At 73.3% G+C, this 25,811-nt stretch carries 27 protein-coding genes and 1 pseudogene; 19 read left to right on the forward strand and 9 right to left on the reverse strand.

The annotated features are described in order from the left end of the window. Positions 1 to 777: 777 nt before the first annotated feature. The 4 genes from ybaK to ACFWA7_RS33250 form a co-directional block, all read right to left on the reverse strand. Entirely contained in the window at positions 778 to 1,269 is a 492-nt protein-coding gene (gene ybaK / locus ACFWA7_RS33235; RefSeq protein WP_385826780.1) for a Cys-tRNA(Pro) deacylase, read from the reverse strand. 18 nt (positions 1,270 to 1,287) lie between these two features. After that, positions 1,288 to 2,049: an LON peptidase substrate-binding domain-containing protein gene (locus ACFWA7_RS33240; RefSeq protein WP_385541413.1), complete on the reverse strand. Its 762-nt coding sequence runs from the start codon at positions 2,047 to 2,049 to the stop codon at positions 1,288 to 1,290. A 5-nt stretch (positions 2,050 to 2,054) separates the two neighbouring features. Beyond that, on the reverse strand, positions 2,055 to 3,218 hold the full coding sequence (locus ACFWA7_RS33245) for a hypothetical protein (protein ID WP_385541411.1): 1,164 nt from the start codon (positions 3,216 to 3,218) through the stop codon (positions 2,055 to 2,057). Between the two features lie 96 nt (positions 3,219 to 3,314). Next, positions 3,315 to 4,916 carry an oxidoreductase gene (locus ACFWA7_RS33250; protein ID WP_385826782.1) on the reverse strand — a complete coding sequence of 534 codons (1,602 nt, stop codon included), beginning with the start codon at positions 4,914 to 4,916 and terminating at the stop codon, positions 3,315 to 3,317. A gap of 179 nt (positions 4,917 to 5,095) precedes the next feature. Here ACFWA7_RS33250 and hisD point away from each other — a divergent pair, with 179 nt between their 5' ends. The 8 genes from hisD to hisF are packed head-to-tail and all read left to right on the forward strand — an operon-like array spanning position 5,096 to position 10,854. Beyond that, entirely contained in the window at positions 5,096 to 6,436 is a 1,341-nt protein-coding gene (gene hisD / locus ACFWA7_RS33255; protein ID WP_385826784.1) for a histidinol dehydrogenase, read from the forward strand. Beyond that, positions 6,433 to 7,551, forward strand: coding sequence for a histidinol-phosphate transaminase (locus ACFWA7_RS33260; RefSeq protein WP_385541405.1), 1,119 nt, complete (start codon positions 6,433 to 6,435; stop codon positions 7,549 to 7,551). The genes hisD and ACFWA7_RS33260 overlap by 4 nt, the downstream gene beginning before the upstream one ends. Further along, a complete protein-coding gene (hisB, locus tag ACFWA7_RS33265; RefSeq protein WP_067158063.1) occupies positions 7,548 to 8,141 on the forward strand; it encodes an imidazoleglycerol-phosphate dehydratase HisB in 594 nt (197 codons plus the stop codon). Before ACFWA7_RS33260 ends, hisB begins: the two co-directional genes overlap by 4 nt. Then, positions 8,138 to 8,302, forward strand: a complete 165-nt coding sequence (locus ACFWA7_RS33270) for a hypothetical protein (RefSeq protein ID WP_385541403.1) — start codon at positions 8,138 to 8,140, stop codon at positions 8,300 to 8,302. Before hisB ends, ACFWA7_RS33270 begins: the two co-directional genes overlap by 4 nt. Then, complete coding sequence (hisH, locus tag ACFWA7_RS33275) at positions 8,299 to 8,946, forward strand: imidazole glycerol phosphate synthase subunit HisH (RefSeq protein WP_385541401.1); 648 nt, start codon at positions 8,299 to 8,301, stop codon at positions 8,944 to 8,946. The genes ACFWA7_RS33270 and hisH overlap by 4 nt, the downstream gene beginning before the upstream one ends. Next, entirely contained in the window at positions 8,946 to 9,683 is a 738-nt protein-coding gene (gene priA / locus ACFWA7_RS33280) for a bifunctional 1-(5-phosphoribosyl)-5-((5-phosphoribosylamino)methylideneamino)imidazole-4-carboxamide isomerase/phosphoribosylanthranilate isomerase PriA (protein WP_385541399.1), read from the forward strand. The genes hisH and priA overlap by 1 nt, the downstream gene beginning before the upstream one ends. Next, positions 9,680 to 10,102: a RidA family protein gene (locus ACFWA7_RS33285; protein ID WP_385541397.1), complete on the forward strand. Its 423-nt coding sequence runs from the start codon at positions 9,680 to 9,682 to the stop codon at positions 10,100 to 10,102. The genes priA and ACFWA7_RS33285 overlap by 4 nt, the downstream gene beginning before the upstream one ends. Beyond that, complete coding sequence (hisF, locus tag ACFWA7_RS33290) at positions 10,099 to 10,854, forward strand: imidazole glycerol phosphate synthase subunit HisF (RefSeq protein WP_385541395.1); 756 nt, start codon at positions 10,099 to 10,101, stop codon at positions 10,852 to 10,854. Before ACFWA7_RS33285 ends, hisF begins: the two co-directional genes overlap by 4 nt. Positions 10,855 to 11,620: 766 nt before the next feature. On the opposite strand, the gene ACFWA7_RS33295 is transcribed toward hisF, so the two are convergent. Next, on the reverse strand, positions 11,621 to 12,253 hold the full coding sequence (locus tag ACFWA7_RS33295) for a TIGR03085 family metal-binding protein (protein ID WP_385541393.1): 633 nt from the start codon (positions 12,251 to 12,253) through the stop codon (positions 11,621 to 11,623). Between the two features lie 82 nt (positions 12,254 to 12,335). Here ACFWA7_RS33295 and hisI point away from each other — a divergent pair, with 82 nt between their 5' ends. From hisI to lgt, 11 genes and pseudogenes are all read left to right on the forward strand, one after another. Beyond that, positions 12,336 to 12,692: a phosphoribosyl-AMP cyclohydrolase gene (hisI, locus tag ACFWA7_RS33300; protein WP_385541392.1), complete on the forward strand. Its 357-nt coding sequence runs from the start codon at positions 12,336 to 12,338 to the stop codon at positions 12,690 to 12,692. A 9-nt stretch (positions 12,693 to 12,701) separates the two neighbouring features. Continuing rightward, positions 12,702 to 14,186 (forward strand): anthranilate synthase component I, encoded by a 1,485-nt coding sequence (locus ACFWA7_RS33305; RefSeq protein WP_385826786.1) that lies wholly within the window; start codon positions 12,702 to 12,704, stop codon positions 14,184 to 14,186. A 74-nt stretch (positions 14,187 to 14,260) separates the two neighbouring features. Beyond that, positions 14,261 to 14,911: a TIGR02234 family membrane protein gene (locus ACFWA7_RS33310; protein WP_385541446.1), complete on the forward strand. Its 651-nt coding sequence runs from the start codon at positions 14,261 to 14,263 to the stop codon at positions 14,909 to 14,911. Positions 14,912 to 15,043: 132 nt separating this feature from the next. Continuing rightward, complete coding sequence (locus ACFWA7_RS33315; protein WP_385541388.1) at positions 15,044 to 15,316, forward strand: HGxxPAAW family protein; 273 nt, start codon at positions 15,044 to 15,046, stop codon at positions 15,314 to 15,316. A 94-nt stretch (positions 15,317 to 15,410) separates the two neighbouring features. Beyond that, entirely contained in the window at positions 15,411 to 15,848 is a 438-nt protein-coding gene (locus ACFWA7_RS33320) for a DUF2752 domain-containing protein (RefSeq protein ID WP_385541386.1), read from the forward strand. A 148-nt stretch (positions 15,849 to 15,996) separates the two neighbouring features. Then, complete coding sequence (gene trpC, locus ACFWA7_RS33325) at positions 15,997 to 16,806, forward strand: indole-3-glycerol phosphate synthase TrpC (protein ID WP_385541385.1); 810 nt, start codon at positions 15,997 to 15,999, stop codon at positions 16,804 to 16,806. Positions 16,807 to 16,812: 6 nt separating this feature from the next. Continuing rightward, positions 16,813 to 16,968: a tryptophan biosynthesis modulator TrpM gene (gene trpM, locus ACFWA7_RS33330; protein ID WP_190088809.1), complete on the forward strand. Its 156-nt coding sequence runs from the start codon at positions 16,813 to 16,815 to the stop codon at positions 16,966 to 16,968. A gap of 148 nt (positions 16,969 to 17,116) precedes the next feature. After that, a complete protein-coding gene (gene trpB, locus ACFWA7_RS33335; protein ID WP_385541382.1) occupies positions 17,117 to 18,364 on the forward strand; it encodes a tryptophan synthase subunit beta in 1,248 nt (415 codons plus the stop codon). Continuing rightward, positions 18,361 to 19,176, forward strand: coding sequence for a tryptophan synthase subunit alpha (trpA, locus tag ACFWA7_RS33340; RefSeq protein WP_385541380.1), 816 nt, complete (start codon positions 18,361 to 18,363; stop codon positions 19,174 to 19,176). Before trpB ends, trpA begins: the two co-directional genes overlap by 4 nt. A gap of 130 nt (positions 19,177 to 19,306) precedes the next feature. Further along, positions 19,307 to 20,128, forward strand: a pseudogene (locus tag ACFWA7_RS33345) (thioredoxin domain-containing protein); the annotation flags it as partial. Between the two features lie 299 nt (positions 20,129 to 20,427). Further along, positions 20,428 to 21,372 carry a prolipoprotein diacylglyceryl transferase gene (gene lgt, locus ACFWA7_RS33350; protein ID WP_385541378.1) on the forward strand — a complete coding sequence of 315 codons (945 nt, stop codon included), beginning with the start codon at positions 20,428 to 20,430 and terminating at the stop codon, positions 21,370 to 21,372. Between the two features lie 226 nt (positions 21,373 to 21,598). Here lgt and ACFWA7_RS33355 read toward each other — a convergent pair whose 3' ends face one another. The 4 genes from ACFWA7_RS33355 to ACFWA7_RS33370 form a co-directional block, all read right to left on the reverse strand. Further along, positions 21,599 to 22,405 (reverse strand): HpcH/HpaI aldolase/citrate lyase family protein, encoded by an 807-nt coding sequence (locus ACFWA7_RS33355; protein WP_385541377.1) that lies wholly within the window; start codon positions 22,403 to 22,405, stop codon positions 21,599 to 21,601. Continuing rightward, entirely contained in the window at positions 22,402 to 23,604 is a 1,203-nt protein-coding gene (locus ACFWA7_RS33360) for a CaiB/BaiF CoA transferase family protein (protein ID WP_385826788.1), read from the reverse strand. The genes ACFWA7_RS33355 and ACFWA7_RS33360 overlap by 4 nt, the downstream gene beginning before the upstream one ends. Then, a complete protein-coding gene (rbsK, locus tag ACFWA7_RS33365) occupies positions 23,601 to 24,512 on the reverse strand; it encodes a ribokinase (protein WP_385826790.1) in 912 nt (303 codons plus the stop codon). Before rbsK ends, ACFWA7_RS33360 begins: the two co-directional genes overlap by 4 nt. After that, on the reverse strand, positions 24,509 to 25,811 hold a 1,303-nt coding region (locus ACFWA7_RS33370; RefSeq protein WP_385826792.1), incomplete at its 5' end, for an ADP-ribosylglycohydrolase family protein. The genes ACFWA7_RS33370 and rbsK, both read right to left, overlap by 4 nt.

Here is a 25,811-nt window from a genome sequence, read left to right on the forward strand (position 1 = left end):
TGGGGGCCCGCCCGGGGGCTGCGCCCCCGGACCCCGTTGCGGGGCCTGCGGCCCCTGCACCCCGCTACGGGGGCTTTGCCCCCGGCACCCCCGCCGGGCCTGCGACCCCGGTACCTCCGCTGGGTCTGCGACCCCGGTACGTCCGCCGGGTCTGCGACCCCGGTACGTCCGCCGGGTCTGCGACCCCGGTACGTCCGCCGGGTCTGCGACCCCGCCCCCGCTTCCGGGGCTCCGCCCCGGACCCCGCTCCTCAAACGCCGGAGGGGCTGGATTTGGCCGGGCCCCGCTCCTTGCACGCCGGAGGGGCTGATTGGCCCCGGCCCCGCTCCTCGCATGCTGGAGGGGCTGGATTTGCCCGGCCCCACTCCTCGCACGCTGCAGGGGCTGAATTTCCCGCCGCCGACGCCTCACACTGTGGCCGCACCCCATCCCCTCAGGGGCGCGGGGAACTGCGCGATCAGCCCCCCACCGGCCCGCAGACAAACGCCGGGCCAAAAAGGTGCGCGGGGAACTGCGCGATCAGCCCCCCACCGGCCCGCAGACAAACGCCGGGCCAAAAAGGGGCGCGGGGAACTGCGCGGCCAACCCCCACCGGTCCGCAGAGAAACGCCGGGCCAAAAAGGGGCGCAGCCCCAGGTAGCTACGCCGGGCGTCGCCCATGGTTCGCTCGGCCCTTTTTGATGCGCCACTTCCGCTTTCGCGTTCGTTTCGACATGGGGGCAACTTGCTCGCCCATGAGCGAAGTGTCCAGGGGGGTTACCGGACACAACCGAAGAACTACCCCCGCGCCACCGCCGCCAGCACCGCCCCCGTCAGCGCCATCAGATCCCCGGGCGCCAGCTCGACCTCCAGGCCCCGGCGCCCGGCCGAGACGCAGATCGTGGCGTGCGAGGACGCCGACGCGTCCAGGACCGTGCGCAGACGGCGGCGCTGGCCCAGCGGGGAGATGCCGCCCCGGACGTAGCCCGTGGTCCGCTCCGCCGCCGCGGGGTCCGCCATCGCCGCCCGCTTGCCCCCGACCGCCGCCGCCAGGGCCTTCAGGTCGAGGGAGCCCGCCACCGGGACCACCGCCACGGTCAGCTCGCCGTCGACGTCCGCCACCAGCGTCTTGAAGACGCGGTCGGGGGACACGCCGAGGGCCCGGGCGGCCTCCTCCCCGTACGACGCGGACGCGGGGTCGTGCTCGTACGCGTGCACCGTGAACTCCGTGCCCGCCGCCGTCAGCGCCACCGTCGCCGGGGTGCCCCCGGACGCCTTCTTCTTCGCCAACTCGCCTGCGTCCTTACGTCAGTTGGGGCTCGTGGGGGAGCGGGTCAGGTCCACCGCAGGGAGAGAGGGCAAATGACGGATCACCGCCGTCTCCGCTCGCAGCAGCTTCAGCTCCTCGCGCAGCCGCGTCGCCGTGTCCGGCGCCTGGAGCAGGCGCTGCTTCGCCGGAACGTCAAGCACCGCGGCCGCCGCCACCAGGTACGACACCACCGACGGCTCGTCGGGCAGCTCGGCCGAGCCGGTGACGGATCGCTCGCGCGCGCCCGCCAGCCGCTTCTGGTACGCCCGGAACGCCCGCAGCACGCCCTCCGCCAGCGCCCCGGCCTCCTCGCCCGGCTCCTCGGGCAGCTCTTCCAGCTCTGCCGTGAGGTACGGGCCGCTCGCGTCCACCGAAAGGAGCTTCACGCGCGTGGTGCCCGTTGCCAGGACCTCGAAGCTGCCGTCCGCGCGCTCCCGGATCGTCGCCGCGTCCGCGATGCACCCGACCTGGTGGAACGCCTGGATCGGGTCGGGGCCGAACCCGGCCGCCGGGCCCTTCTCCGGGATCGCCGTCTGGTCGGGCAGTCCGGGGCCGGTCGGCGCGACCTCGCGGCCGTCGCGGATCGCGACCACGGCGAACCGGCGCGGCTCGTCGTCGGAGTCGGCGCCGGAGTCCGGGCCGGACTTCAGCAGATCGCGCATCATGGCGCGATAGCGCTCCTCGAACACGTTCAGCGGCAGGACGAGGCCGGGGAACAGGACCGAGTTGAGCGGGAAGAGGGGCAGGCGAGCGGTGGTCACAACGCTCAAGCGTAATGGTCGCCGGACCGGCTGCGTCCGGGCTTCCCGAGGGCGCCCGCGCCGGGGAGCCCGGCGGCCCGGCCCGGCGCCTTCGCCGGGGGCTGCCCGGGGGCGCCGACGGATCCGGCCGCAGCCCCTGCCGGGCCGCGTTCGCGCGCCGGCGGCGTCCTCGCCGCCACCTGCCTGCGCACCCCGTCGCGCAGCTCGGTGAACCGGCCCAGCGGGTCGTCGTCGAGCCGCGCCCACGGGAAGGCCGTGGCGTAGGGGCCGATGCGGCGGAACTGCTCCAGGGCTTCCTCCCAGCGCTCCCGTACGACCAGGACGTAGGTGAGCAGATTGCGCACCTCGGCGGGCCACGGGTCGCCCGGCTCGTACGCGGCGGAGAGCGTGATGGCGAGGTCCGCCGCCGCGTCGATCCGGTCGCGGAACAGCTCCTGCGGGCTCTGGCGGCCGGTCGGCGCCCCGCTCGCGTCGGCGGCCAGGCAGGCGAACGCCGCCCGTACCGGCAGCGCCTGGACGAGCGAGCCGGGCAGCGCGTCCGCCGCGGCCTCCTCGGCGAAGCCGAAGCACTCCCGGTGCGAGCCGTACCACTGCGCCGAGAGGTACTGGAGCGCGGCCACATGGCAGCCGTAGTGGTGCGAGGAGCGGCCGACCGCCTCCCCCCACAGCGACTCGAAGACCGTGTGCGGCGCATGGGTGCCGCGCGCGTGGTCGAGCGCGATGCGCCACGGCACCGGGTCCGCGGGCTCGGCCGAGGCCGCCGCGTCGATCAGCGGCGCGACCTCGCGCAGCAGCTCGGCGCGGGCCGGTGAGCCCCACGCCCGTACGATCGCCAGCTCCGCCTTGACCAGCAGGGCGTCCGGGTCCCGGGGCGCGGCGGCCAGCCAGTCGGCGAGCCAGTCCGGGCGGCTGACCGCGAAGGCCGCGAGCCGCATGGTGTAGCGGTCGCGGTTCTCCCACTCGGCCGACTCGCGGGTGACGGCGAGGAGTTCGGCCGCCGCTCTGTACTCGCCCCGGGCGGCGGACACGAGCGCGGGGCCGAGCCGGCCGTCGGGTGCGTCGAGGAACAGATCCTCGTCGGCCGGGAGGTCGGCGGCGAGGTGCGGGGTGTGCCTGACCGCGCGGACGGCACGGAGCAGGGCGCGTACGAATGACATGGTGCGAACCATTCAAAACCGCAGGTCGGAGCTCCGCCAGTGGTGTGCGGTGAAGAGTCTGTGGCGGCCGTGACGGTTGTACGGGCGCGGGTCAAGGACCGGCAAATTTCAGCCACGCCGCAGCAGGCGCGAGGCGCCCGCCGCCACGGTGGTGGCCAGGATCCAGCCGAGCACGATGAGCACCGCCGAGACCCACTGCCAGCTGCCGTGCAGCTGCCAGTAGCCGTCCTGCCCCAGGTTGATCACCGGTACGAGCAGATCGAGGGCGTACAGCGAGGCGTTCCAGTCCGGGTGCTCGTCCGCCTTGATCGGCGTCGGGTCGTAGTGCGAGAACGCCAGCGCGCCCATCGCCCACAGCACCGCCATCCACAGCGCCGCCCGGCCCGGCCGGTAGCCGTACGCCACGGTCAGGTCCTGGAGCACGCCCCACAGCTTCCCGGCCAGCGGCAGGGTCTCGCGGCGCCGGCGCTGTTTGGCGAGCAGCACCTCGCGCGCGTCCGCGTCCTCGCCGCTGTTGCGCAGCACGGTGGCGAGGCGCTCGTAGGGCTCCGGCGCGTACTCCGGAGTCGCCGCCGCCACCCACTCCAGCCGTCTGGCCAGCGGGAACAGTCCGCGCGGGATCAGGTTGTCGTAGCTGAAGCCGCCCATCGCGAGCCCGCCGGGCCCCGGCCAGCTCGTCGACATGTCGACGAGGTTCACGACCCGGGCGCCCGAGAGCACCACCCGGCCCCGCTCCGGCCGCTCCCCGAGGAAGCGCAGCTCCGGCGTCTGCACCCGGCGCAGCGACAGCTCCTGGTAGTCCCGCATCACGAAGCGCGCACTCTGGAAGTCCACGGCGTCCCCGAACCGGCCGTCGTCCAGACGCAGCCCGCCCTCGCAGACGAACGGCTGGACACGGGTGCCCCGGGCAGGTGTGCCCGTGTAGTTCGTCCCGTACGGCGGAGTGGTGGTCTCGGTGGCGCCGGGCGAGACGGCCGCCGCCGTCATATAGAGCGTCCGCTCCACGGTCAGCTGCGGCGCGTTCAGCGCGCGCCGCCCCTCCGGGTTCACCAGCCGGCTGCCGCGCAGGCTCAGCGTCACCCCGACCTTCGCCGCGCGCAGGCTCACCTCCCCGTACGACTCGATCAGCTCGGCCTGGAGGTCCTGGGCGACCGAGAGGCCGTCGGCCGCGATCGAGCGGCCCTTGCGGTCGGCGCGGATCACGGCCTCGTTGAGCAGCAGATCGGTGCCGATGTGGGCGTCGGTGAGCCGGATGCCGCGGGCGATCCGGCAGCGCGGCAGATGCAGATCGCCCTCGGTCTGCAGCCGGGCCGCCTCGATCCGCGGGATCGCGCAGTTCACCATCCGCACGGTGGTGACCCGGCACTCGGGCATCAGCACCTCGTTCTCGAACCGGCAGTTGTTCAGCTCCACGTACGGCGTGACCGTGCCGCCGGACAGATTGAGCGCCCCGACGATCTGCACGCCGTTCAGCTTCAGGGCCGCGACCCGGCCGGGCAGCGAGGGCGGCCCGTGGAGCAGCAGCAGTGCCACCGCCCGGGCTTTCACATGGCGCTCGGGCCCCCAGACGCGCCCCGAGAACGGGTCGTCCCGCACCCGGTTGCGGGTGCGCAGGTCGTAGGTGCCGCCGTTGCGGAAGGCCTCCCACATCCCCAGCTCCACCGGACTGAACCAGTCCGGGGCCACATCGGCATCCGGCGCCTCGGTCACTGCCGTCCCCCTCGTCCCCTGCCCGCCCGCGCGGTCGTGTGCGGTCGCGTGCGGATGTACATGCGTGTGTAACGGAGTGAACGCTAGTGGTCACGGCCGGGGCGCGGGGCGGCCGGGATACGTATCAGCCAGTGATACGGGCGATCGGTGGCGCGATGCGGTCTGAGAGAATTGGTTCCGTGATCTCTCGAATCGATCTGCGCGGCAACGCCCTCCCCGAGGGGGGCGCCCTGCGCGACCTGCTGCCCCGTGCCGAGTTCGACGTGGAAGCCGCCCTGGAGAAGGTGCGGCCCATCTGCGAGGACGTGCATCATCGCGGCACGGCGGCGCTGATCGAGTACGCGGAGAAGTTCGACGGAGTGACCCTGGAGCGGATCCGGGTGCCCGCCGAGGCGCTCGCCGAGGCCCTGGAGACGCTCGACCCGCAGGTCAAGGCGGCGCTTGAGGAGTCCATCCGGCGCGCCAGGATCGTCCACCGCGCCCAGCGCCGCGGCGAGCACACCACCCAGGTGGTGCCCGGCGGCACCGTCACCGAGAAGTGGGTACCGGTCGAGCGCGTCGGGCTGTACGCGCCGGGCGGCCGGTCGGTGTACCCGTCGTCCGTGGTCATGAACGTGGTCCCGGCCCAGGAGGCGGGCGTCGAGTCCATCGCGCTGGCCTCCCCGCCGCAGAAGCCCCGCTTTGAAGGAGACACAGCCGGCGGACTGCCGCACCCGACGATCCTCGCCGCGTGTGCGCTGCTCGGCGTCGACGAGGTGTACGCGGCGGGCGGCGCCCAGGCCGTCGCGATGTTCGCGTACGGCACCGAGGAGTGTGCGCCCGCGAACATGGTGACCGGCCCCGGCAACATCTGGGTCGCCGCCGCCAAGCGCTACTTCACCGGCCGCATCGGCATCGACACCGAGGCCGGACCGACCGAGATCGCCGTGCTCGCGGACGAGACCGCCGACCCGGCGCACGTCGCCGCCGACCTGATCAGCCAGGCCGAGCACGACCCGATGGCGGCCGCCGTCCTGGTCACCGACTGCGCGGCGCTCGCCGACGCGGTCGAGCGCGAGCTGGAGCCGCAGATCGCGGCCACCAAGCACGTCGAGGACCGGATCAAGCCGGCCCTCGCGGGCAGGCAGTCCGCGATCGTCCTGGTCGACGGCCTGGAGCAGGGCCTCAAGGTGGTCGACGCGTACGGCGCCGAGCACCTGGAGATCCAGACCGCCGACGCCGCCGCCGTGGCCGGCCGGGTCCGCAACGCGGGCGCGATCTTCGTCGGCCCGTGGGCCCCGGTCTCGCTCGGCGACTACTGCGCGGGCTCCAACCACGTGCTGCCCACCGGCGGCTGCGCCTGCCACTCCTCGGGCCTGTCGGTCCAGTCCTTCCTCAAGGGCATCCACATCGTCGACTACAGCCGGGACGCCCTGGCCGAGGTCGCCCACCACGTGGTCACGCTCGCGGAGGCCGAGGACCTGCCGGCGCACGGGGCGGCCCTCAAGGCGAGGTTCGGATGGAAGGTGCCGGGCCAGTGAGCGCGTACGACATCGGTATCGACGACCTGCCCGTACGCGACGAGCTGCGCGGCAAGTCCCCCTACGGGGCGCCCCAGCTGGACGTGCCCGTCCAGCTCAACACCAACGAGAACCCGTACCCGCTGCCCGAGCCGCTGGTCGCGCGGATCGCGGAGCGCGTGGCGCAGGCCGCGCGCGGGCTCAACCGCTACCCCGACCGGGACGCGGTGGAGCTGCGCACCGAGCTCGCCCGCTACCTCACCCGCACCGGCGGGCACACCGTCGGCGTCGAGAACGTGTGGGCGGCCAACGGCTCCAACGAGGTCATCCAGCAGCTGCTGCAGACCTTCGGCGGCCCCGGCCGCACCGCCATCGGCTTCGAGCCCTCGTACTCGATGCACGGCCTCATCGCGCGCGGCACCGGCACCGGCTGGATCTCCGGGCCGCGGGGCGAGGACTTCACGATCGACGTGGAGGCCGCCCAGAAGGCCATCGCGGAGAACGCCCCGGACGTCGTCTTCATCACCTCGCCCAACAACCCCACCGGCACGGCGGTCGACGCCGAAACGGTTCTCGCGCTCCACGAGGCCGCGCAGGCCGCCAAGCCGTCCCTGGTCGTCGTCGACGAGGCGTACGTCGAGTTCAGCCACCGCGAGTCGCTGCTGCCGCTCATCGAGGGCCGCCCCCACCTGGTCGTCTCGCGGACCATGTCCAAGGCCTTCGGCGCGGCCGGGCTGCGCCTCGGCTACCTCGCCGCGCACCCGGCGGTGGTCGACGCGGTCCAGCTCGTCCGGCTGCCGTACCACCTCTCCGCCGTCACCCAGGCGACCGCGCTGGCGGCCCTGGAGCACACCGACACGCTGCTCGGCTACGTCGAGCAGCTCAAGCGGGAGCGGGACCGGCTGGTCACCGAGTTGCGGGCGGCCGGGTACGAGGTGACCGAGTCGGACGCCAACTTCGTCCAGTTCGGCCGCTTCGAGGACTCGCACACCGCCTGGCAGCAGATCCTCGACCAGGGGGTCCTGGTCCGTGACAACGGGGTGCCCGGGTGGCTGCGCGTCACCGCCGGCACCCCGACCGAGAACGACGCGTTCCTGGACGCGGTCCGTCAACTCAAGAAGGAGCAGAGAGCATGAGCCGCGTCGGCCGTGTCGAACGCACCACCAAGGAGACGTCCGTCCTCGTCGAGATCGACCTCGACGGGACCGGAAAGGTCGACGTGTCGACGGGAGTCGGCTTCTACGACCACATGCTCGACCAGCTCGGCCGCCACGGCCTCTTCGACCTCACGGTCAAGACGGACGGCGACCTGCACATCGACTCGCACCACACCATCGAGGACACCGCCCTCGCGCTCGGCGCCGCCTTCAAGCAGGCGCTCGGCGACAAGGTCGGCATCTACCGCTTCGGCAACTGCACGGTCCCCCTCGACGAGTCCCTCGCGCAGGTGACCGTGGACCTCTCCGGCCGCCCGTACCTCGTACACACGGAGCCCGAGAACATGGCGCCGATGATCGGCGAGTACGACACCACGATGACCCGGCACATCCTGGAGTCCTTCGTGGCGCAGGCGCAGATCGCCCTGCACGTCCACGTCCCGTACGGGCGCAACGCGCACCACATCGTGGAGTGCCAGTTCAAGGCGCTGGCGCGGGCGCTGCGCTACGCATCCGAGCACGACCCGCGTGCCGCGGGCATCCTTCCTTCGACCAAGGGCGCGCTGTGACCGGCCTCAACTCCATCCTCATCGTCCTCGGGCTCTTCCTCGCGGGCGGTGTCTACTCCTTCGTCAAGCAGGACATGTCCAAGAGCCTGATCACGCTCCTGGCGATCAGCTCGGCGCTCTGCCTGGCCGCGGGCGTCCTCCGGCTGGAGGTGTGGAGTTGAGCACCCCCTCCCGCAAGAAGGTCGTGGTCTTCGACTACGGCTTCGGCAACGTGCGCTCCGCCGAGCGCGCCCTCGCCCACGTCGGCGCGGACGTCGAGATCACCCGTGACTACGACACGGCCATGAACGCCGACGGGCTGCTCGTCCCCGGCGTCGGCGCCTTCTCCGCCTGTATGCAGGGGCTGCGCGGGGCGCGCGGCGACTGGATCGTGGGCCGGCGCCTGTCGGGCGGCCGCCCGGTGATGGGCATCTGCGTCGGTATGCAGATCCTGTTCGCCCGGGGCATCGAGCACGGCGTGGAGACCGAGGGCCTGGACGAGTGGCCCGGCACGGTCGGCCCGCTCAAGGCGCCGATCGTCCCGCACATGGGCTGGAACACGGTCAAGGCCCCCGAGGACAGCGAGCTGTTCGCGGGCCTGGACGCCGAGGCCCGGTTCTACTTCGTGCACTCGTACGCCGTGCACGACTGGAGCCTGGAGGTCACCAACCCCAAGATCCGCTCCCCCCGGGTCACCTGGGCCACCCACGGCGAGCCGTTCGTGGCCGCGGTGGAGAACGGCGCGCTGTGGGCGACCCAGTTCCACCCCGAGAAGTCCGGCGACGCCGGCGCCCAGCTGCTGACCAACTGGATCGGAACCCTGTGATGGCACCGTCGTCCCCGAAGCTCGAACTCCTGCCCGCCGTCGACGTCCGCGACGGCCAGGCCGTCCGCCTCGTCCACGGCGAGTCCGGCTCGGAGACCTCCTACGGCTCCCCGCTCCAGGCGGCGCTCGCCTGGCAGGCCTCCGGCGCCGAGTGGCTGCACCTGGTGGACCTGGACGCGGCTTTCGGCACCGGCGACAACCGCGCGCTGATCGCCGAGGTCGCGGGCGCGATGGACATCAAGGTCGAGCTGTCCGGCGGCATCCGCGACGACGCCTCCCTGGAGGCCGCGCTCGCCACCGGCTGCCGCCGCGTCAACCTGGGCACCGCGGCCCTGGAGACCCCGGAGTGGGTCGCCAAGGTCATCGCCGAGTACGGCGACAAGATCGCGGTCGGTCTGGACGTACGCGGCACGACGCTGCGCGGCCGCGGCTGGACCCGCGACGGCGGCGACCTCTACGAGACGCTGGCGCGCCTCGACTCCGAGGGCTGCGCGCGGTACGTGGTGACCGACATCGCCAAGGACGGCACCCTCCAGGGCCCCAACCTGGAGCTGCTGCGCAACGTCTGCGCGGCCACCGACAAGCCGGTGGTGGCCTCGGGCGGCGTCTCCTCGCTCGACGACCTGCGGGCGATCGCGGGGCTCGTGGGGCAGGGTGTGGAGGGCGCCATCGTGGGCAAGGCCCTGTACGCGAAGGCGTTCACCCTCGAAGAAGCCCTGGAGGCTGTGTCCCGATGAGCGACGTACGGCGTGTACAGAGCGACGTTCCCAGTCCCTGGGAGGACTCGATCGGCTTCGCGCGCGCCGTCGCCGCGGGCGACCATGTGCACGTCGCCGGCACCACGCCGTTCAGGGGCACGGTGCTGTACGGCGAGGGCGACCCGTACGAGCAGGCCAAGGTGGCCTTCTCGAACGCCCTCGCCGCGCTCGCGGAGTTCGGGCTCGGGGTCGAGTCCGTGGTCCGCACCCGTATGTATCTGACCCACGCGCGGGACATCGACGAGGCGGGCAGGGCCCACAAGGAGCTCTTCGACGCCGTCCGCCCGGCGGCCACGCTGGTCATCGTGACCGGTCTGGTCGACCCGCGCATGCTGGTCGAAGTGGAAGTAGACGCTTACCGAGGCGCCGCCGGTGCCCCTGAAGGAGCCCCCGCATGACCCTCGCGGTGCGAGTCATCCCCTGCCTGGACGTCGACAACGGCCGGGTGGTGAAGGGTGTCAACTTCCAGAACCTGCGCGACGCGGGCGACCCGGTCGAGATGGCCAAGCTGTACGACGCCGAGGGCGCGGACGAGCTGACGTTCCTGGACATCACCGCGTCCTCGGGCAACCGCGAGACGACGTACGACGTGGTGCGGCGCACCGCCGAGCAGGTCTTCATCCCGCTGACGGTGGGCGGCGGGGTCCGCTCGGCGGACGACGTGGACAAGCTGCTGCGGGCCGGGGCGGACAAGGTGGGCGTCAATACGGCGGCGATCGAGCGCCCCGAACTGATCCGCGAGATCGCGGAGCGGTTCGGGCGTCAGGTGCTCGTCCTGTCGGTCGACGCGCGGCGTACCGAGTCCGGCTCCTTCGAGGTGACCACGCACGGCGGGCGCCGGGGCACCGGCATCGACGCGGTGGAGTGGGCGCACCGGGCGGCGGAGCTGGGGGCGGGGGAGATCCTGCTGAACTCCATGGACGCGGACGGGACGAAGGACGGGTACGACGTCCCGATGATCTCGGCGGTCCGCCGCCACGTCACCGTGCCGGTGATCGCGTCGGGCGGGGCGGGGCGGCTCGCCGACTTCGCTCCGGCGGTGGCGGCGGGGGCGGACGCGGTCCTGGCGGCGTCGGTGTTCCACTTCGGGGACTTGCGGATCGGGGATGTGAAGACGGCCCTGCGCGCCGCGGGCCACCCGGTGCGCTAGCCCCACCCCGCCCCTTCACCTAAACCCTCCGGGGGCGGGTGGGTGGTTGAGCCGGGTTTCCCGGGGGCTGCGCCCCCGAACCCCTGAGCGGGGCTGCGCCCCTGGACTCCTGGGCGGGGCTGCGTCCCTGGACTCCTGGGCGGGGCTGCGTCCCTGGACTCCTGGGCGGGGCTGCGCCCCTGGGCTCCTGGGCGGGGCCTGTGGGGCCTGCGCCTCCTTGCGGGGCCTGCCGCCCCTGCACCCCGCTCGCGGGGGCTGCGCCCCCAGTACCCCCGCTGGGGCTCCGCCCCCGCCCCCGCTTCGGGGCTCCGCCCCCGATCCCGTTCGTCTGCAGGCTGGCTGTGGCTGGTCGCGCAGTTCCCCGCGCCCCTAAAGGGGCCCGCACCTCACCGCCGGAGGGGCGGGATTTGGCCGGGCCCCTGTCCCTGAGCCCGTTTGCGCTGGACATCCCCATCCCCCTCAGGGGCGCGAGGAACTGCGCGCTCAGCCAACGACGGCCCGCAGACAAACCCCGGGCCAAAATGGGGCGCGGGGAACTGCGCGCTCAGCCAGCGGCGGCCCGCAGACAAACCCCGGGCCAAAATGGGGCGCGGGGAACTGCGCGCTCAGCCAGCGGCGGCCCGCAGACAGAGCCCGGGCCAGAATGGGGCGCGGGGAACTGCGCGGCCAGCCCCTACCGGCCCGCAGACGGACGGGGCCCGGGGCGGAGCCCCGGAAACGGCTCTCGGCGCGCAGCCGAAACGCGGGGCCCGGGGCGGAGCCCCGGCTACACGCCCAGCTTCGCCTCCAGCGCTCGCGTCGCCGCCGACTTCTCCCCCTCCACCTGCACATCCGCCGCCTCCTGCCGCCCCGACACGAACAGGGCCAGTTCGGACGGGTCACCCGTGACCGTCACCACGGGAGTCCCGCGGCGGGCCACCGCCGTCTGGCCGTCGGGGCGGCGCAGGACCAGGCCCACGGGGGAGCGGCGGCCCATCAGGCGCGCCATCTTCTCCAGGCGGGACCAGAGGACGTCCGCGAAGACCGGGTCGACCGGGCGCGGCGTCCAGTCGGGCTGGGCGCGGCGGACGTCCTCGCCGTGGACGTAGAACTCGATCGCGTTCGCCCCCTCGTCGACCTGCTTGAGGTTGTACGGCGAGTACTTCGGCGGCCCCGTACGGAAGAGCCGGACCAGCTCCTCGTACGGCTTCGCGGCGAACTCCGCCTGCACCCGGTCCAGCCGGGACTTCAGCGCGCCGAGGATTATCCCGCCGGCCGCGTCGAGGCGGCGCTCGCGGACCACGAGGTGCGCGGCGAGGTCGCGCGCGGTCCAGCCGTCGCAGAGGGTCGGGGCCTCCGGGCCCGCCGCCTCCAACAGGTCGGCGAGCAGAAGCCGTTCACGCTTGGCATGGGTCGACATGGGGGCCAGCGTACGACCCGCGCCCACGTCCGCCCAGTGGACGCACCGCCGGAGCGCCCCCGAGCCACGGCACAATGGGGCCATGACCAGCACTCTCGACCCCGCCGTCGCCGCCCGCCTGAAGCGGACCTCCGATGGACTGGTCCCGGCCATCGCCCAGCAGTACGACACCGGCGAGGTGCTCATGCTCGGCTGGATGGACGACGAGGCCCTGCACCGCACCCTGACCACCGGCCGTTGCACCTACTGGTCGCGCAGCCGGAACGAGTACTGGGTCAAGGGCGACACTTCCGGGCATTTCCAGCAGGTGAAGTCCGTTGCGCTGGACTGTGACGGGGACACCCTGCTCGTCAGGGTCGATCAGGTCGGTGCCGCCTGCCACACCGGGGATCGGACATGCTTCGACGCCGACGTCCTGCTGCCCGCCCCCGCTCAGTAGGGTCTCGCCATGGATCTCGAAACCTTCCGCAAGCTCGCGGTGGACCGCCGCGTCATCCCGGTCAGCCGCCGCCTCCTCGCGGACGGCGACACCCCCGTGGGGCTCTACCGGAAGCTCGCCGCCGAGCGGCCGGGCACCTTCCTCCTGGAGTCCGCCGAGAACGGGCGGTCCTGGTCGCGCTACTCGTTCGTGGGCGTGCGCTCCGCCGCCACGCTCACCGCCCGCGACGGCGAAGCCCACTGGCTGGGCACCCCGCCGGTGGGCGTCCCCACCTCGGGTGATCCGCTGGAGGCCCTGCGGGCGACCGTCGAGGCGCTGCACACCCCGCGCGACCTGGCGGCCGGGATGCCGCCGTTCACCGGCGGCATGGTCGGCTACCTCGGCTACGACATCGTGCGCAGGCTGGAGAGGATCGGGGAGCACGGGCGCGACGACCTGCGGCTGCCCGAGCTGACCATGCTGCTCACCTCCGACCTCGCCGTGCTCGACCACTGGGCCGGGTCGGTGCTCCTGATCGCCAACGCGATCAACCACAACGACCTGGATACCGGCGTCGACGAGGCGTACGCGGACGCCGTGGCACGGCTCGACGCCATGGAGGCGGACCTGGCCAAGCCGGTCGAGTACGCGCCCGCCGCCCTCCCGCCGTCCGTGCTGCCCGAGTACACCGCGCTGTGGGGCGGCAAGGCGTACCAGGACGCCGTCGAGGACATCAAGGAGCGCATCCGCGCGGGCGAGGCCTTCCAGGTGGTGCCCTCGCAGCGTTTTGAGACGCCCTGCAGCGCCGGCGCGCTCGACGTCTACCGGGTCCTGCGGGCCACCAACCCGTCCCCGTACATGTACCTCTTCCGCTTCGACGGCTTCGACGTCGTCGGCTCCAGCCCCGAGGCGCTCGTCAAGGTCGAGGACGGGCGGGCCATGGTCCACCCGATCGCCGGGACCCGGCACCGGGGCGCCACCCCGCAGGAGGACAACGACCTGGCCGAGGAGCTGCTCGCCGACCCCAAGGAGCGGGCCGAGCACCTGATGCTGGTGGACCTGGGCCGCAACGACCTGGGCCGGGTCTGCGAGCCGGGCAGCGTCGAGGTCGTCGACTTCATGTCCGTCGAGCGGTACTCGCACGTCATGCACATCGTGTCGACCGTGACCGGCCGGGTCGCCCCGGGCCGTACCGCCTTCGACGTGCTCACCGCGTGCTTCCCCGCCGGGACCCTCTCCGGTGCGCCCAAGCCGCGTGCCATGCAGATCATCGAGGAGCTGGAGCCGAGCCGCCGCGGCCTCTACGGCGGCTGCGTCGGCTATCTCGACTTCGCCGGCGACTCCGACACCGCCATCGCCATCCGCACCGCGCTGCTGCGCGACGGCACGGCGTACGTACAGGCCGGAGCCGGTGTGGTGGCCGACTCCGACCCGGTGTCGGAGGACAACGAGTGCCGCAACAAGGCGGCCGCCGTCCTCCGCGCCGTGAACACGGCCAACCAGCTGAGCGGCTAGGGCCTGTCGGGGGCGCCGCGAGTTCGCGCCATAACACGGCCCCGGGTGACAAGATCACCGCGGTGCAGGCGATAGTGGAGTACGTGAGTGCCGTTCCCGAACCCCAGTCGCGTGCCGAATCCGCGCCGTCCGCCCGTGGCGGCGGCCGCCGCACCCTCGCCGCCGCCCTGCTCTTCGGCGCCGTCGGAGCCGCCGTCGTCCTGCTCGCCTCCGGGCAGACCTGGGCCGAGGGCCACGCCGCGGTCGGGGGCGGCTCCGTGCCGCTCCGCGCCACCGGGCAGAACGTGACGGGTGTGCCCGCCGCGCTCGCGATAGTCGGGCTCGCCGCGCTCGTGGCGGTCTTCGCGGTCCGCCGGGCCGGCCGGTTCCTGGTCTCCGGGCTGCTCGCGCTGAGCGGCGCCGGGGCCGCGCTCGCCGCCTTCCTCGGCGCCGACGACAGCTCCGCGCTGGACGAGAAGGCCGCCAGGACCAGCGGCGACGCCGCCGCGACCATCGGCGGCCTCACCCACACCGCCTGGCCCTACGTCACCTTCGCGGGCGGCCTGCTGCTCCTGATCGCCGGGCTGCTCGCGCTCCGGTTCGGCGCCGCCTGGCCCGCGATGGGCGGGCGCTATGAGCGCGACGGCAGCCCCCGGGCCCGCAAGCCCCGCCCGGTCAAGGACCCGGACCGGCCCGAGGAGCTGTGGAAGGCCCTGGACCGGGGCGAGGACCCGACCGGAGTGTGAGCTGCCCCACGGGCGGCGACCCCAGGCTCGGGGCACGTACACGGGTGGGCGACAATGGTCGGTGAGCGGTCGGCGTCCCCGGACTGAGCGGCCGACTCCGCGACCCAGAGATTCACCAACGAGGAGCAACTCATGGCGGGCAGCAGCGGCGGCCACGGACACACCCCGGCCGCCTGGACCGGTGTCATCATCTCCTTCATCGGCTTTTGCGTGGCCTCGGTCTTCATCGTCGCCGCCAACCCGATCGGCTTCTGGGCCGGTACGGCGCTCACCCTCCTCGGCGGGGTCGTCGGCGGCGTCATGAAGATGGTCGGCCTCGGCACTCCCAAGGAGACCGCCGAGATGGCCGCGGCCCGTGAGGACGCCGGCCTCAAGGCCCGCGCCCGCCTCGCCGAGGCCCGCTGAGACGACGCGGCACTCGACTGGGACAACGCTGTACGCAGATGAGGCGCGGCCCCCTGGGGCTGCGCCTCTCCGCGTGAACGGGGACAATCACCGCGTGGACGCCACCCCGACTCCGACGCCCGCCCCGACGGCCCCCGCCGCGGCGCGCCGGCTGCTCGTGCCGCTGGGCACCCTCGCCGGGGTCGCCGCCGCCTTCGCGTACGTGGGCGCGGTCGACCCGAACGAGCCCGGCCACTACCCCGTCTGCCCGCTGCTGCGGCTCACCGGGATCTACTGCCCCGGCTGCGGCGGTCTGCGCAGCGCCCACGACTTCATCACCGGCGACTTCGGCGCGGCCCTCGGGGCGAACGCGCTCGCGGTGGCCGGTTATGTGCTCTTCGCGGTCCTCTGGGTGGTCTGGGCCGTCCGCGCCACGCGCGGGCTGCCCTTCCGTGTCGACCTCAAGGACGCCCACTGGTGGGGCATCGGCGCGGTGCTGCTGGCCTTCTCAGTTGTCCGGAATCTACCGTTCGGGTCCGTGCTCGCGCCGTGACATTCCGTATATCTCCCCACGTCCCGGCTGTCCGAGGAGTGGGACGGGCGTCAACCGGATGCGGGCCCTTCGCTCCGGTGCGGATACCATCGTCATGGCTGATCCTGGCCGATCGTCAACGTCACCGTCCTGGAAGGGGGCCGCTCGCGTGAGTGTGCTCGACGAGATCATCGAGGGCGTCCGCGCCGATCTGGCGGAGCGGCAGGCGCGGGTCGGCCTCGACGAGCTCAAGGAGCGCGCCGCCAAGGCGCCCCAGGCTCGGGACGGCGTCGCGGCTCTGCGCGGCGAAGGCGTCAAGGTCATCTGCGAGGTCAAGCGCTCCAGCCCGTCCAAGGGCGCGCTCGCGGCCATCGCGGACCCGGCGGCCCTCGCCGCCGACTACGCGGCGGGCGGCGCCGCCGTCATCTCCGTGCTCACCGAGGAGCGCCGCTTCGGCGGCTCGCTCGCCGATCTGGAGGCCGTCCGGGCCAAGGTCGACATCCCGGTGCTGCGCAAGGACTTCATCGTCACCGCGTACCAGCTGTGGGAGGCCCGGGCGTACGGGGCGGACCTGGCGCTCCTGATCGTCTCCGCCCTGGAGCAGTCCGCCCTGGTGTCGCTGATCGAGCGGGCCGAGTCCATCGGGCTCACCCCGCTGGTCGAGGTGCACGACGAGGACGAGGTCGAGCGGGCGGTCGACGCGGGCGCACGGATCATCGGCGTCAACGCGCGCGACCTGAAGACCCTCAAGGTGGACCGCACCGTCTTCGAGCGTGTCGCCCCCGAGATCCCCTCGCACATCGTGAAGATCGCCGAGTCGGGCGTGCGCGGCCCGCACGACCTGATCGCGTACGCCAACGCCGGCGCGGACGCCGTCCTGGTCGGCGAGTCCCTGGTCACCGGCAAGGACCCCCGGGCGGCCGTCGCCGACCTGGTGGCCGCCGGCGCCCACCCGGCCCTGCGCCACGGACGGAACTGACCCCACATGCCTATTGCCGCCCGTCTCGCCCCCGGCTGCCGCCCGCGCGGCTGCCGCGCTCCGGCGCGCCGGGTGCACGGGCGACGGGTGCGGTACGTGATCGGCGACGAGCCGGGCCAGGTCAACGGGATGCGATGGCGCGGTGCCCTGAGCGCCGCCTGAGCCGCGCCCCTCAGGGGCGCGGGGAGCTGCGCGACCGGCCCGACGCGGCCCGCAGTCGCACACCCGGCTCATCACCGCGGCGCCTGGGCGCACCCGTGACCACACGTAACCCAGGACCGGGGCCACGACGCCCCGGGGAGGTATCCCCATGTCCCACGAGTTCTTCATCCCCGACCCCGAGGGTCAAGTGCCCAGCCCCGAAGGGTACTTCGGAGCGTTCGGCGGCAAGTTCATCCCCGAGGCGCTGGTCGCCGCCGTGGACGAGGTCGCCGTCGAGTACGAGAAGGCCAAGGCCGACCCCGCCTTCGCCGCCGAGCTCAACGACCTCATGGTCAACTACACCGGCCGGCCGAGCGCCCTCACCGAGGTGCCCCGGTTCGCCGAGCACGCGGGCGGCGCCCGGGTCTTCCTCAAGCGCGAGGACCTGAACCACACCGGCTCGCACAAGATCAACAACGTGCTCGGCCAGGCGCTGCTCACCAAGCGCATGGGCAAGACCCGCGTCATCGCCGAGACCGGCGCGGGCCAGCACGGCGTCGCCACCGCGACCGCCTGCGCCCTCTTCGGGCTTGAGTGCACCATCTACATGGGCGAGGTCGACACCCGGCGCCAGGCGCTGAACGTCGCCCGGATGCGGATGCTCGGCGCCGAGGTCATCCCCGTGAAGTCCGGCAGCCGCACGCTGAAGGACGCCATCAACGAGGCGTTCCGCGACTGGGTCGCCAACGTGGACCGTACGCACTACCTGTTCGGCACGGTCGCGGGCCCGCACCCGTTCCCGGCCATGGTCCGCGACTTCCACCGGGTCATCGGCGTCGAGGCCCGCCGCCAGATCCTGGAGCGTGCCGGACGGCTCCCGGACGCGGCCGTGGCCTGCGTCGGCGGCGGCTCCAACGCCATCGGGCTCTTCCACGCCTTCATCCCGGACGCGGACGTCCGTCTGATCGGCTGCGAGCCCGGCGGGCACGGCATCGAGACCGGCGAGCACGCGGCGACCCTGACGGCGGGCGAGCCGGGCATCCTGCACGGCTCCCGCTCGTACGTGCTCCAGGACGACGAGGGCCAGATCACCGAGCCCTACTCGATCTCGGCCGGTCTGGACTACCCCGGCATCGGGCCCGAGCACTCCTACCTCAAGGACACCGGCCGCGCCGAGTACCGCGCGGTCACCGACGACGCGGCCATGCAGGCCCTGCGGCTGCTCTCGCGCACCGAGGGCATCATCCCGGCGATCGAGTCCGCGCACGCGCTCGCGGGCGCCCTCGAAGTCGGCCGTGAGCTCGGCAAGGACGGGCTGCTCCTGGTCAACCTCTCCGGGCGCGGCGACAAGGACATGGACACGGCGGCCCGCTACTTCGGGCTGTACGACAACGGGGCCGAGGGGGACGCGAAGTGAGCGGGAACGTACAACTGCTGAGCGACACCCTCGCCAAGGCGAAGGCCGAGGACCGGGCCGCGCTCATCGCCTATCTGCCGGCCGGGTTCCCGACCGTCGACGGCGGCATCGACGCGGTCAAGGCCGTCTTCGACGGCGGCGCGGACGTGGTCGAGGTCGGCCTTCCGCACAGCGACCCGGTGCTCGACGGGCCGGTCATCCAGACCGCCGACGACATCGCCCTCAAGGGCGGGGTGAAGATCGCCGACGTGCTGCGCACGGTCCGCGAGGCCCACGCGGCCACCGGCAAGCCGGTGCTGGTGATGACGTACTGGAACCCCATCGACCGGTACGGCGTGGAGCGCTTCACCGCCGAGCTGGCCGAGGCGGGCGGCGCCGGCTGCATCCTGCCCGACCTGCCGGTCCAGGAGTCCGCGCTGTGGCGCGAGCACGCCGACAAGCACGGCCTCGGCACGGTCTTCGTGGTCGCGCCCAGCAGCAGGGACGAGCGGCTCGCGCAGATCACCGCGGCGGGCTCCGGCTTCGTGTACGCGGCGTCCCTGATGGGCGTCACCGGCACGCGCGCGTCGGTCGGCGCGCAGGCCGAGGACCTGGTCCGGCGCACCCGGGCCACCACCGGCCTGCCGGTCTGTGTCGGCCTCGGCGTGTCCAACGCGGAGCAGGCCCAGGAAGTCGCGGCCTTCTCCGACGGCGTGATCGTCGGCTCGGCGTTCGTCCAGCGGATGCTGGACGCGCCGGACCACGCGAGCGGGCTCGCCGCCGTGCGCGCCCTCGCGGGTGAACTCGCGCAGGGCGTACGCCGTACGCCGTAAGGGTGTAGGCCGACGCCGCAACGCTCCGTAACCCCGCCCGGTTCGGGCGGACCGGGATCGCGTTAGCTCGTACGGGTGGATATGGGACCGGGGAGGCACGTGGGTGCCTCCCCGGTTCGTTGCTGTGGGTGTGAGCGAGAAGAACCAAGAAGGCAAGAGAACGGCCCGCGAGCGGCTGGCCCAGGAGCGCGAGCGGCAGGGGTCCCAGGACCGCCGCAGACGCACGATGATCGTCGCCGGGGCGGTGGTGTGCGTCCTCGGACTGGCCGCGGTGATCGGCGTGATCGCGGCCAACACCAAGAGCGACGGCAAGAAGAGCACGGCGGGCCCGCTGCTCGCGCCCGCCGGCGCCGAGGGCAAGGACAACCTGGCCGTCCCGGTGGGCGCCGCCGACGCGCCGTCCACGCTCACGGTCTGGGAGGACTTCCGCTGTCCGGCCTGCGCCGCGTTCGAGAACAGCTTCCGGTCCACGATCCACGAGCTGGAGGGCAGCGGCCAGATCCGCGTCCAGTACCACCTCGCCACCCTGATCGACCGCAACCTCGGCGGGAGCGGCTCGCTGCACGCGGCGAACGCGGCGGGCTGCGCACAGGACGCAGGGAAGTTCTCGGCGTACCACGACGTGCTTTACAGCAACCAGCCCAAGGAGACGGACGACGCGTACGGGAAGAACAGCAAGCTGATCGAGCTGGCCCAGAAGGTCCCCGGCCTCGACACGGCCGGCTTCCGCTCCTGCGTGGAGGAGGGCAAGCACAACAGCTGGGTCGGCAAGTCCAACGACGCCTTCCAGAACGGCGGCTTCAGCGGCACGCCGACGGTCCAGCTGAACGGGGAGTCGGTCTTCCCGCAGAAGGGCAGCGAGCAGATCAGCCCGGCGAACCTCAAGAAGTGGGTCGTCGAGGCGAACAAGGGCAAGCAGCCGGGGACGGCTTCGCCGTCGCAGCCGGGGACGGCCGCCCCCAGTTCGCCGCCGGCGGGCGCGCCCGCCGTGTCCGGGGCGAAGCCGAGGTCCGCGCACCTGCCGGGGACGGTCCCGAAGAAGGCCCCGGCATCGGGCCGGGCGCATCCGGGGGCCCCGGCGGCCCACGCGGGATCGGGCGCGGGGACCGCGACCGGGTCCGGGGCTCGGACGGGAGCGGGGGCCGCTCCGGCTCCGGCGGCCCCTTAGGCCCCTGCCGTACCGCCCGTTACTCATAAGTTGCCGGGTGGGTGGTCCGACCGCCCGCCCGGCAGGGTAGCGTCGACCCTGCCATGAACCTCGCCTTCATTCCCAGTCCGTCGACCGGCGTGATCCATCTCGGACCGATCCCGCTGCGCGGCTATGCCTTCTGCATCATCATCGGTGTCTTCGTCGCCGTCTGGTACGGCAACAAGCGCTGGATCGCCCGGGGCGGCAGAGCCGGCACCGTGGCCGACATCGCCGTCTGGGCGGTGCCCTTCGGCCTCGTCGGCGGCCGCCTCTACCACGTCATCACCGACTACCAGCTGTACTTCAGCGACGGTGAGGACTGGGTCGACGCCTTCAAGATCTGGCAGGGCGGGCTCGGCATCTGGGGCGCCATCGCGTTCGGCGCGGTGGGTGCGTGGATCGGCTGCCGGCGCCGGGGCATCCCGCTGCCGGCCTGGGCCGACGCGCTCGCCCCGGGCATCGCCTTCGCCCAGGCCGTGGGCCGCTGGGGCAACTGGTTCAACCAGGAGCTGTACGGCAAGCCCACCGAGGTGCCGTGGGCGCTGAAGATCACCGAGGGCACCAACCGGGTCGCGGGCACCTACCACCCGACCTTCCTGTACGAGTCGCTGTGGTGCCTCGGCGTCGGCTTCCTCGTCATCTGGGCGGACCGCCGCTTCAAGCTGGGCCACGGCCGGGCGTTCGCGCTGTACGTCGCGGCGTACTGCGTGGGACGCGGCTGGATCGAGTACATGCGGGTCGACGAGGCCCACCACGTGCTGGGGCTGCGCCTCAACGACTGGACCGCGATCACCGTCTTCGTGCTCGCCGTGACGTACATCGTGATCTCCTCGCGGGTGCGGCCGGGGCGGGAAGAGGTGGTCGAGCCGGGCGGCGTCGACGAGGCGGGAGAGCCGGAGTCAGGGGATGCGCCGTCTGACGCGCCCGCCGGTGAGGCCGACGACGCGCCCGCCGGTGAGGCCGAGAAGTCGGTGCCGTCCGAGAACGGGACGACGAGCAAGAGCTGAGGCCGTCGGGGGCCGGGTGTCGTGTGCGGGCCGTCTGTGGCTGGTCGCGCCCACGCGGCGGAGCCGCACAATGTCACAGCCCCGCGCCACTGAAGGCGCCCTCCGGGGCGATCCGGGGATGCCGCGCAGCGGCATTTGAGGGGCGCGGGGAACTGCGCGATCAGCCCCCACCGGCCCGCAGACGAAAGGGGTCCGGGGCGTAGCCCCGGGAGGACCCCACCCCCGCTCAAGGGGGCGGGCGGTGCGCCAGGGACAGCGTCCTCCTCGCCGCTTCCAGTACCGCCGCGTCCACGAAACGCCCGTCCGCCAGCGCAAGCGCCCCCGTGTCCGTGGGGGACGCCGTGAGGATCTCCTCCGCCGCGGCCACCTCCGACGGCGGTGGCAGATAGGCGCGTTCGATCACCGGCAGTTGCGCCGGGTGGATCGCCGCGCGGCCCAGGAAGCCCAGCGCGCGGCCGTGGGCGCAGGACGCGGCCAGGCCCGTCAGGTCGCTGATGTGCCGGTACACCGACTGGGCGGGCGGGGCCAGACCCGCCGCCCGCGCGGCCACCACCACCCGGCTGCGCGGCCAGTCCAGGCCCGACTCGTTGCGTACGCCCAGATCCGCGCAGAGGTCCGCCTCGCCGAGCGCGATGCCCCGCACCGCCGGGTGGGCGGCGGCGATCGTGTACGCGTACTCCACTCCCAGCGCGCTCTCCAGGAGCGGGTGGAGGGCGACGCCGGGGGCCAGGGCCGCGATGCGCTGGACCTGGAAGGCGTGGGTGACCTTGGGCAGGCGCAGGCCCGACAGGCCCGGGAGCCCGGCCAGGGTCCGTACGTCCTCCTCCGTGGCCACCCTGACGTGGACCGGCGTGGACAGCGGGGCGGCGAGCAGCTCCGCCGTCGCCGCCCGGGCGTACTCCTTGCGGTCCGGCGCCACCGCGTCCTCCAGATCCACGATCACCACGTCCGCGCCCGCCGCCAGCGCCTTCTCGACCACCTGCGGCCGGTCGCCGGGGGCGTACAGCCAGGTCAGCGGGATCGGCGTCGTCACAGGGCGCCCGTCTTGCGCAGCGTGGTGATCTCCTGGGCGGACAGGCCCAGTTCGGTCAGGACCGCGTCCGTGTCCGCGCCGTGCGGGCGGCCCGCCCAGCGGATCGCGCCCGGGGTCTCGGAGAGCCGGAAGAGGACGTTCTGCATCCGGACCGGGCCCAGCTCCGGGTCGTCGACCGTGGTGAGCGTGTCGAGCGCGCGGTACTGGGGGTCCGTCATCACCTCGCGGATGTCGTAGATCGGCGCGATCGCCGCCTCCGCCTTCTCGAACGCCGTCATCGCCTCCTCACGGGTGCGCCGCCCGATCCAGCCGCCCACCGCCTCGTCCAGCTCGTCCGCGTGCTCGGCCCGCCCCGAGCCGGTGGTGAACCACGGCTCGGCGATCAGCTCAGGGCGCCCCACGAGCCGCATCACCCGCTCGGCCACCGACTGGGCCGAGGCGGAGACGGCGAGCCAACTGCCGTCCGCCGTACGGTAGGTGTTGCGCGGGGCGTTGTTGCGGGAGCGGTTGCCGGTGCGCGGCTGGACGTAGCCGAGCTGGTCGTACCAGATGGGCTGGGGGCCGAGGACGGTCAGGATCGGCTCGATGATCGCCATGTCGATCACCTGTCCACGCCCGGTGGCGGTGCGCGCGGTGAGCGCGGTCAGTACGGCGTACGCGGTGGCCAGCGCGGCGATCGAGTCCGCGAGGCCGAACGGGGGCAGCGTCGGCGGGCCGTCCGGCTCGCCGGTGACGGCGGCGAAGCCGCTCATCGCCTCGGCGAGCGTGCCGAATCCGGGCCGGTGTGCGTACGGGCCGCACTGGCCGAACCCGGTGACCCGGGCCAGTACCAACCGGTCGTTGGCGGCGGCCAGTTCGGGCCAGCCCAGGCCCCAGCGCTCCAGGGTGCCCGGGCGGAAGTTCTCGATGATCACATCGGTGGAGGCGGCGAGCCGGAGCAGGGTCTCGCGGCCGCCCGGCGTGGACAGATCGAGGGTGATCGTCCGTTTGTTGCGGCCGAGCAGCTTCCACCAGAGCCCGATGCCGTCCTTGGCGGGGCCGTGGCCGCGCGAGGGGTCGGGGCGGCGGGGGTGCTCGACCTTGATGACCTCGGCGCCGAAGTCGCCGAGCATCGTCGCCGCGAGCGGCCCGGCGAACAGGGTGGCGAGGTCCAGAACCCGCAGCCCTTGCAGGGGAGTCGTCGGCAGGGGAGTCGTCACCGCCCGGTTCCCTCGGCCCCGGCCGCCGCCGCGTCGATCTCCGCGCGGTACGGCATGGCGGCCACCGCGCCGGGCCGCTGGACCGAGAGCGCGGCGGCGTCCGACGCCCAGGCGAGCGCCTCGGGCATCGCCCGGCCCTCGCCCAGGGCGACGGCGAGCGCGCCGACGAACGTGTCACCCGCGCCCGTCGTGTCGACCGCGGTCACCTCGGGGGCCGGGACCGCGACCGGGTCCTGGTCGCGCGCCGCGTACAGACTGCCCCGGGCGCCGAGCGTGACCACCACCTCGGGGACCAGCTCAAGGAGCGCGCGGGCGGCCGCCTTCGGGTCGCCGATGCCGGTGAGCGCGGCGGCCTCGTGCTCGTTGGCCACCAACAGGTCGGTGGCGACGAGGAGTTCGGGCGGCAGGGGCTGGACGGGGGAGGGGGTGAGGACCGTCCGCACCCCGTGGTGCCGGGCCGCCTCGGCGCCCTCGACGACCGTGTCCAACGGCAGCTCCAACTGGAGCAGCAGCGACTCGGCGCCCGCGATCAGCGCCTCGTCGCCGGGGCCGAGATGGGTGACGGAGGCGTTGGCTCCGGGGATGACGACGATCGCGTTGCCGCCGGTCGCGTCGACCACGATGTGGGCCGTGCCGGACGGTCCCTCGGTGGTGCGCACGAGGTCGGTGTCGACGCCGGAGCCGTCGAGCGCGGCCCGCAGCCGTACGCCGAACTCGTCCGTGCCGACCGCCCCGATCATCGCGACGTCGCCGCCCGCGCGGGCCGCGGCGACGGCCTGGTTGGCGCCCTTGCCGCCCGGGATCGTACGGAAGTCGTGACCGGTGACGGTCTCGCCGCGGCGCGGGGCGGCCGTCACGTAGGCGACCAGGTCCATGTTGGTGCTGCCGAGCACCGCGATGCGCGTCATGCGCTCCGTACCTCCTGGGGGACGAGTTGTGCGGTCTGTTGTGCGGTTGCGTGTGCGCTTACTTGTGCGGTCGCTTGTGCGGTCGCTTGTGCGGTCAGTTCCGCCGTCAGTTCCGCGAGGGTGTCGAATCCGGTGCCGTCGAAGCCGGCGACGGTGGTGGCGAGGCGGTTCTTGAGCGGTGCGGTCCAGCGGGCGGGCAGCGCGTCCGGGTGCCCGGCGAGGAGTCCCGCGAGCGATCCGGCGGTGGCCCCGTTGGAGTCGGTGTCCCAGCCGCCGGACACCGCGCGGCAGATGGAGCCGGAGAAGTCGCCGTCGGCGTGGGTGAGGGCGGCGGCGAGCAGCGCGGCGTTGGGGACGGAGTGCACCCAGTGGTAGGCGCCGAGGGCCGCGTGCAGCCGGTCGACGACCGTGTCGAAGTCGTCCTCCTCGCGGGCGAGACGGATCCCGAGGCGGACGGCCTCCGCGAGGCGGGAGCGCGGGGGGATCACGGCGAGGCCGCCGTCGAGGCAGCCGTGCACGTCGTACGCGCCGGTGGCGGCCAGCGAGATCGCCGCGGCCGTGAACATGGCGCCGTACACGCCGTTGGCGGTGTGGGTGAGAACGGCGTCGCGGTGCGCCTGCTCGGCGGCGGCCGCGGGGTCGCCCGGGTTGGTCCAGCCGTGGACGTCGGCGCGGATGGTGGCGCCGATCCACTCGCGGAACGGGTTGCGGTGGGTGGCGGTGTGCGGCGGCTCGATCCCGTCCAGGAGATTGCGGTACGCGACCCGCTCGGCGGTGAACGTACGCCCCGCCGGGAGCTCGTCCAGCCACAGCCGCGCCACGTCGGCGGTGGTGAAGGCGGGGCCGTGGCGCTGGAGAAGGAGCAGGCCGAGGAGCGGGTAGTTGAGGTCGTCGTCCTCGGGCATGCCGTCGATGTTCTCGGCGAGGGAGGTGGGGGCGGAGCGGCGGTTCCAGGGGTACGCGGCGGCCAGCTCGGCGGGGAGGTGGTGGGCGGTGAACCAGGTGTGGAGGGGCCAGTTGCCGGTGGCTCGGGCGATGGCGCGGATGCCGGTCAGGGGCAGCTTCTCTACGGGTTTGCCGAGCAGGCAGCCGGCGGCTCGGCCGAGCCAGGCGGCGTGGAGGGCGTTGGTTTGCCCCTCCCCGCCCCTTCCCGCAACCCTCCGGGGGTGGGTGGGGGAAGGGGGAGGTGTTCCTGGGGGCTTCGCCCCCAGACCCCCGAGCGGGGGCTGCGCCCCCGCACCCCGCGTCGGGGCTTCGCCCGCGCCCCCCGTCGTCGGCGGGCTGTGGGTGGGTGGTCGC

It is taken from the genome of Streptomyces sp. NPDC059994 (assembly GCF_042737755.1).
In the GTDB taxonomy this organism is placed as follows: Bacteria; Actinomycetota; Actinomycetes; order Streptomycetales; family Streptomycetaceae; genus Streptomyces.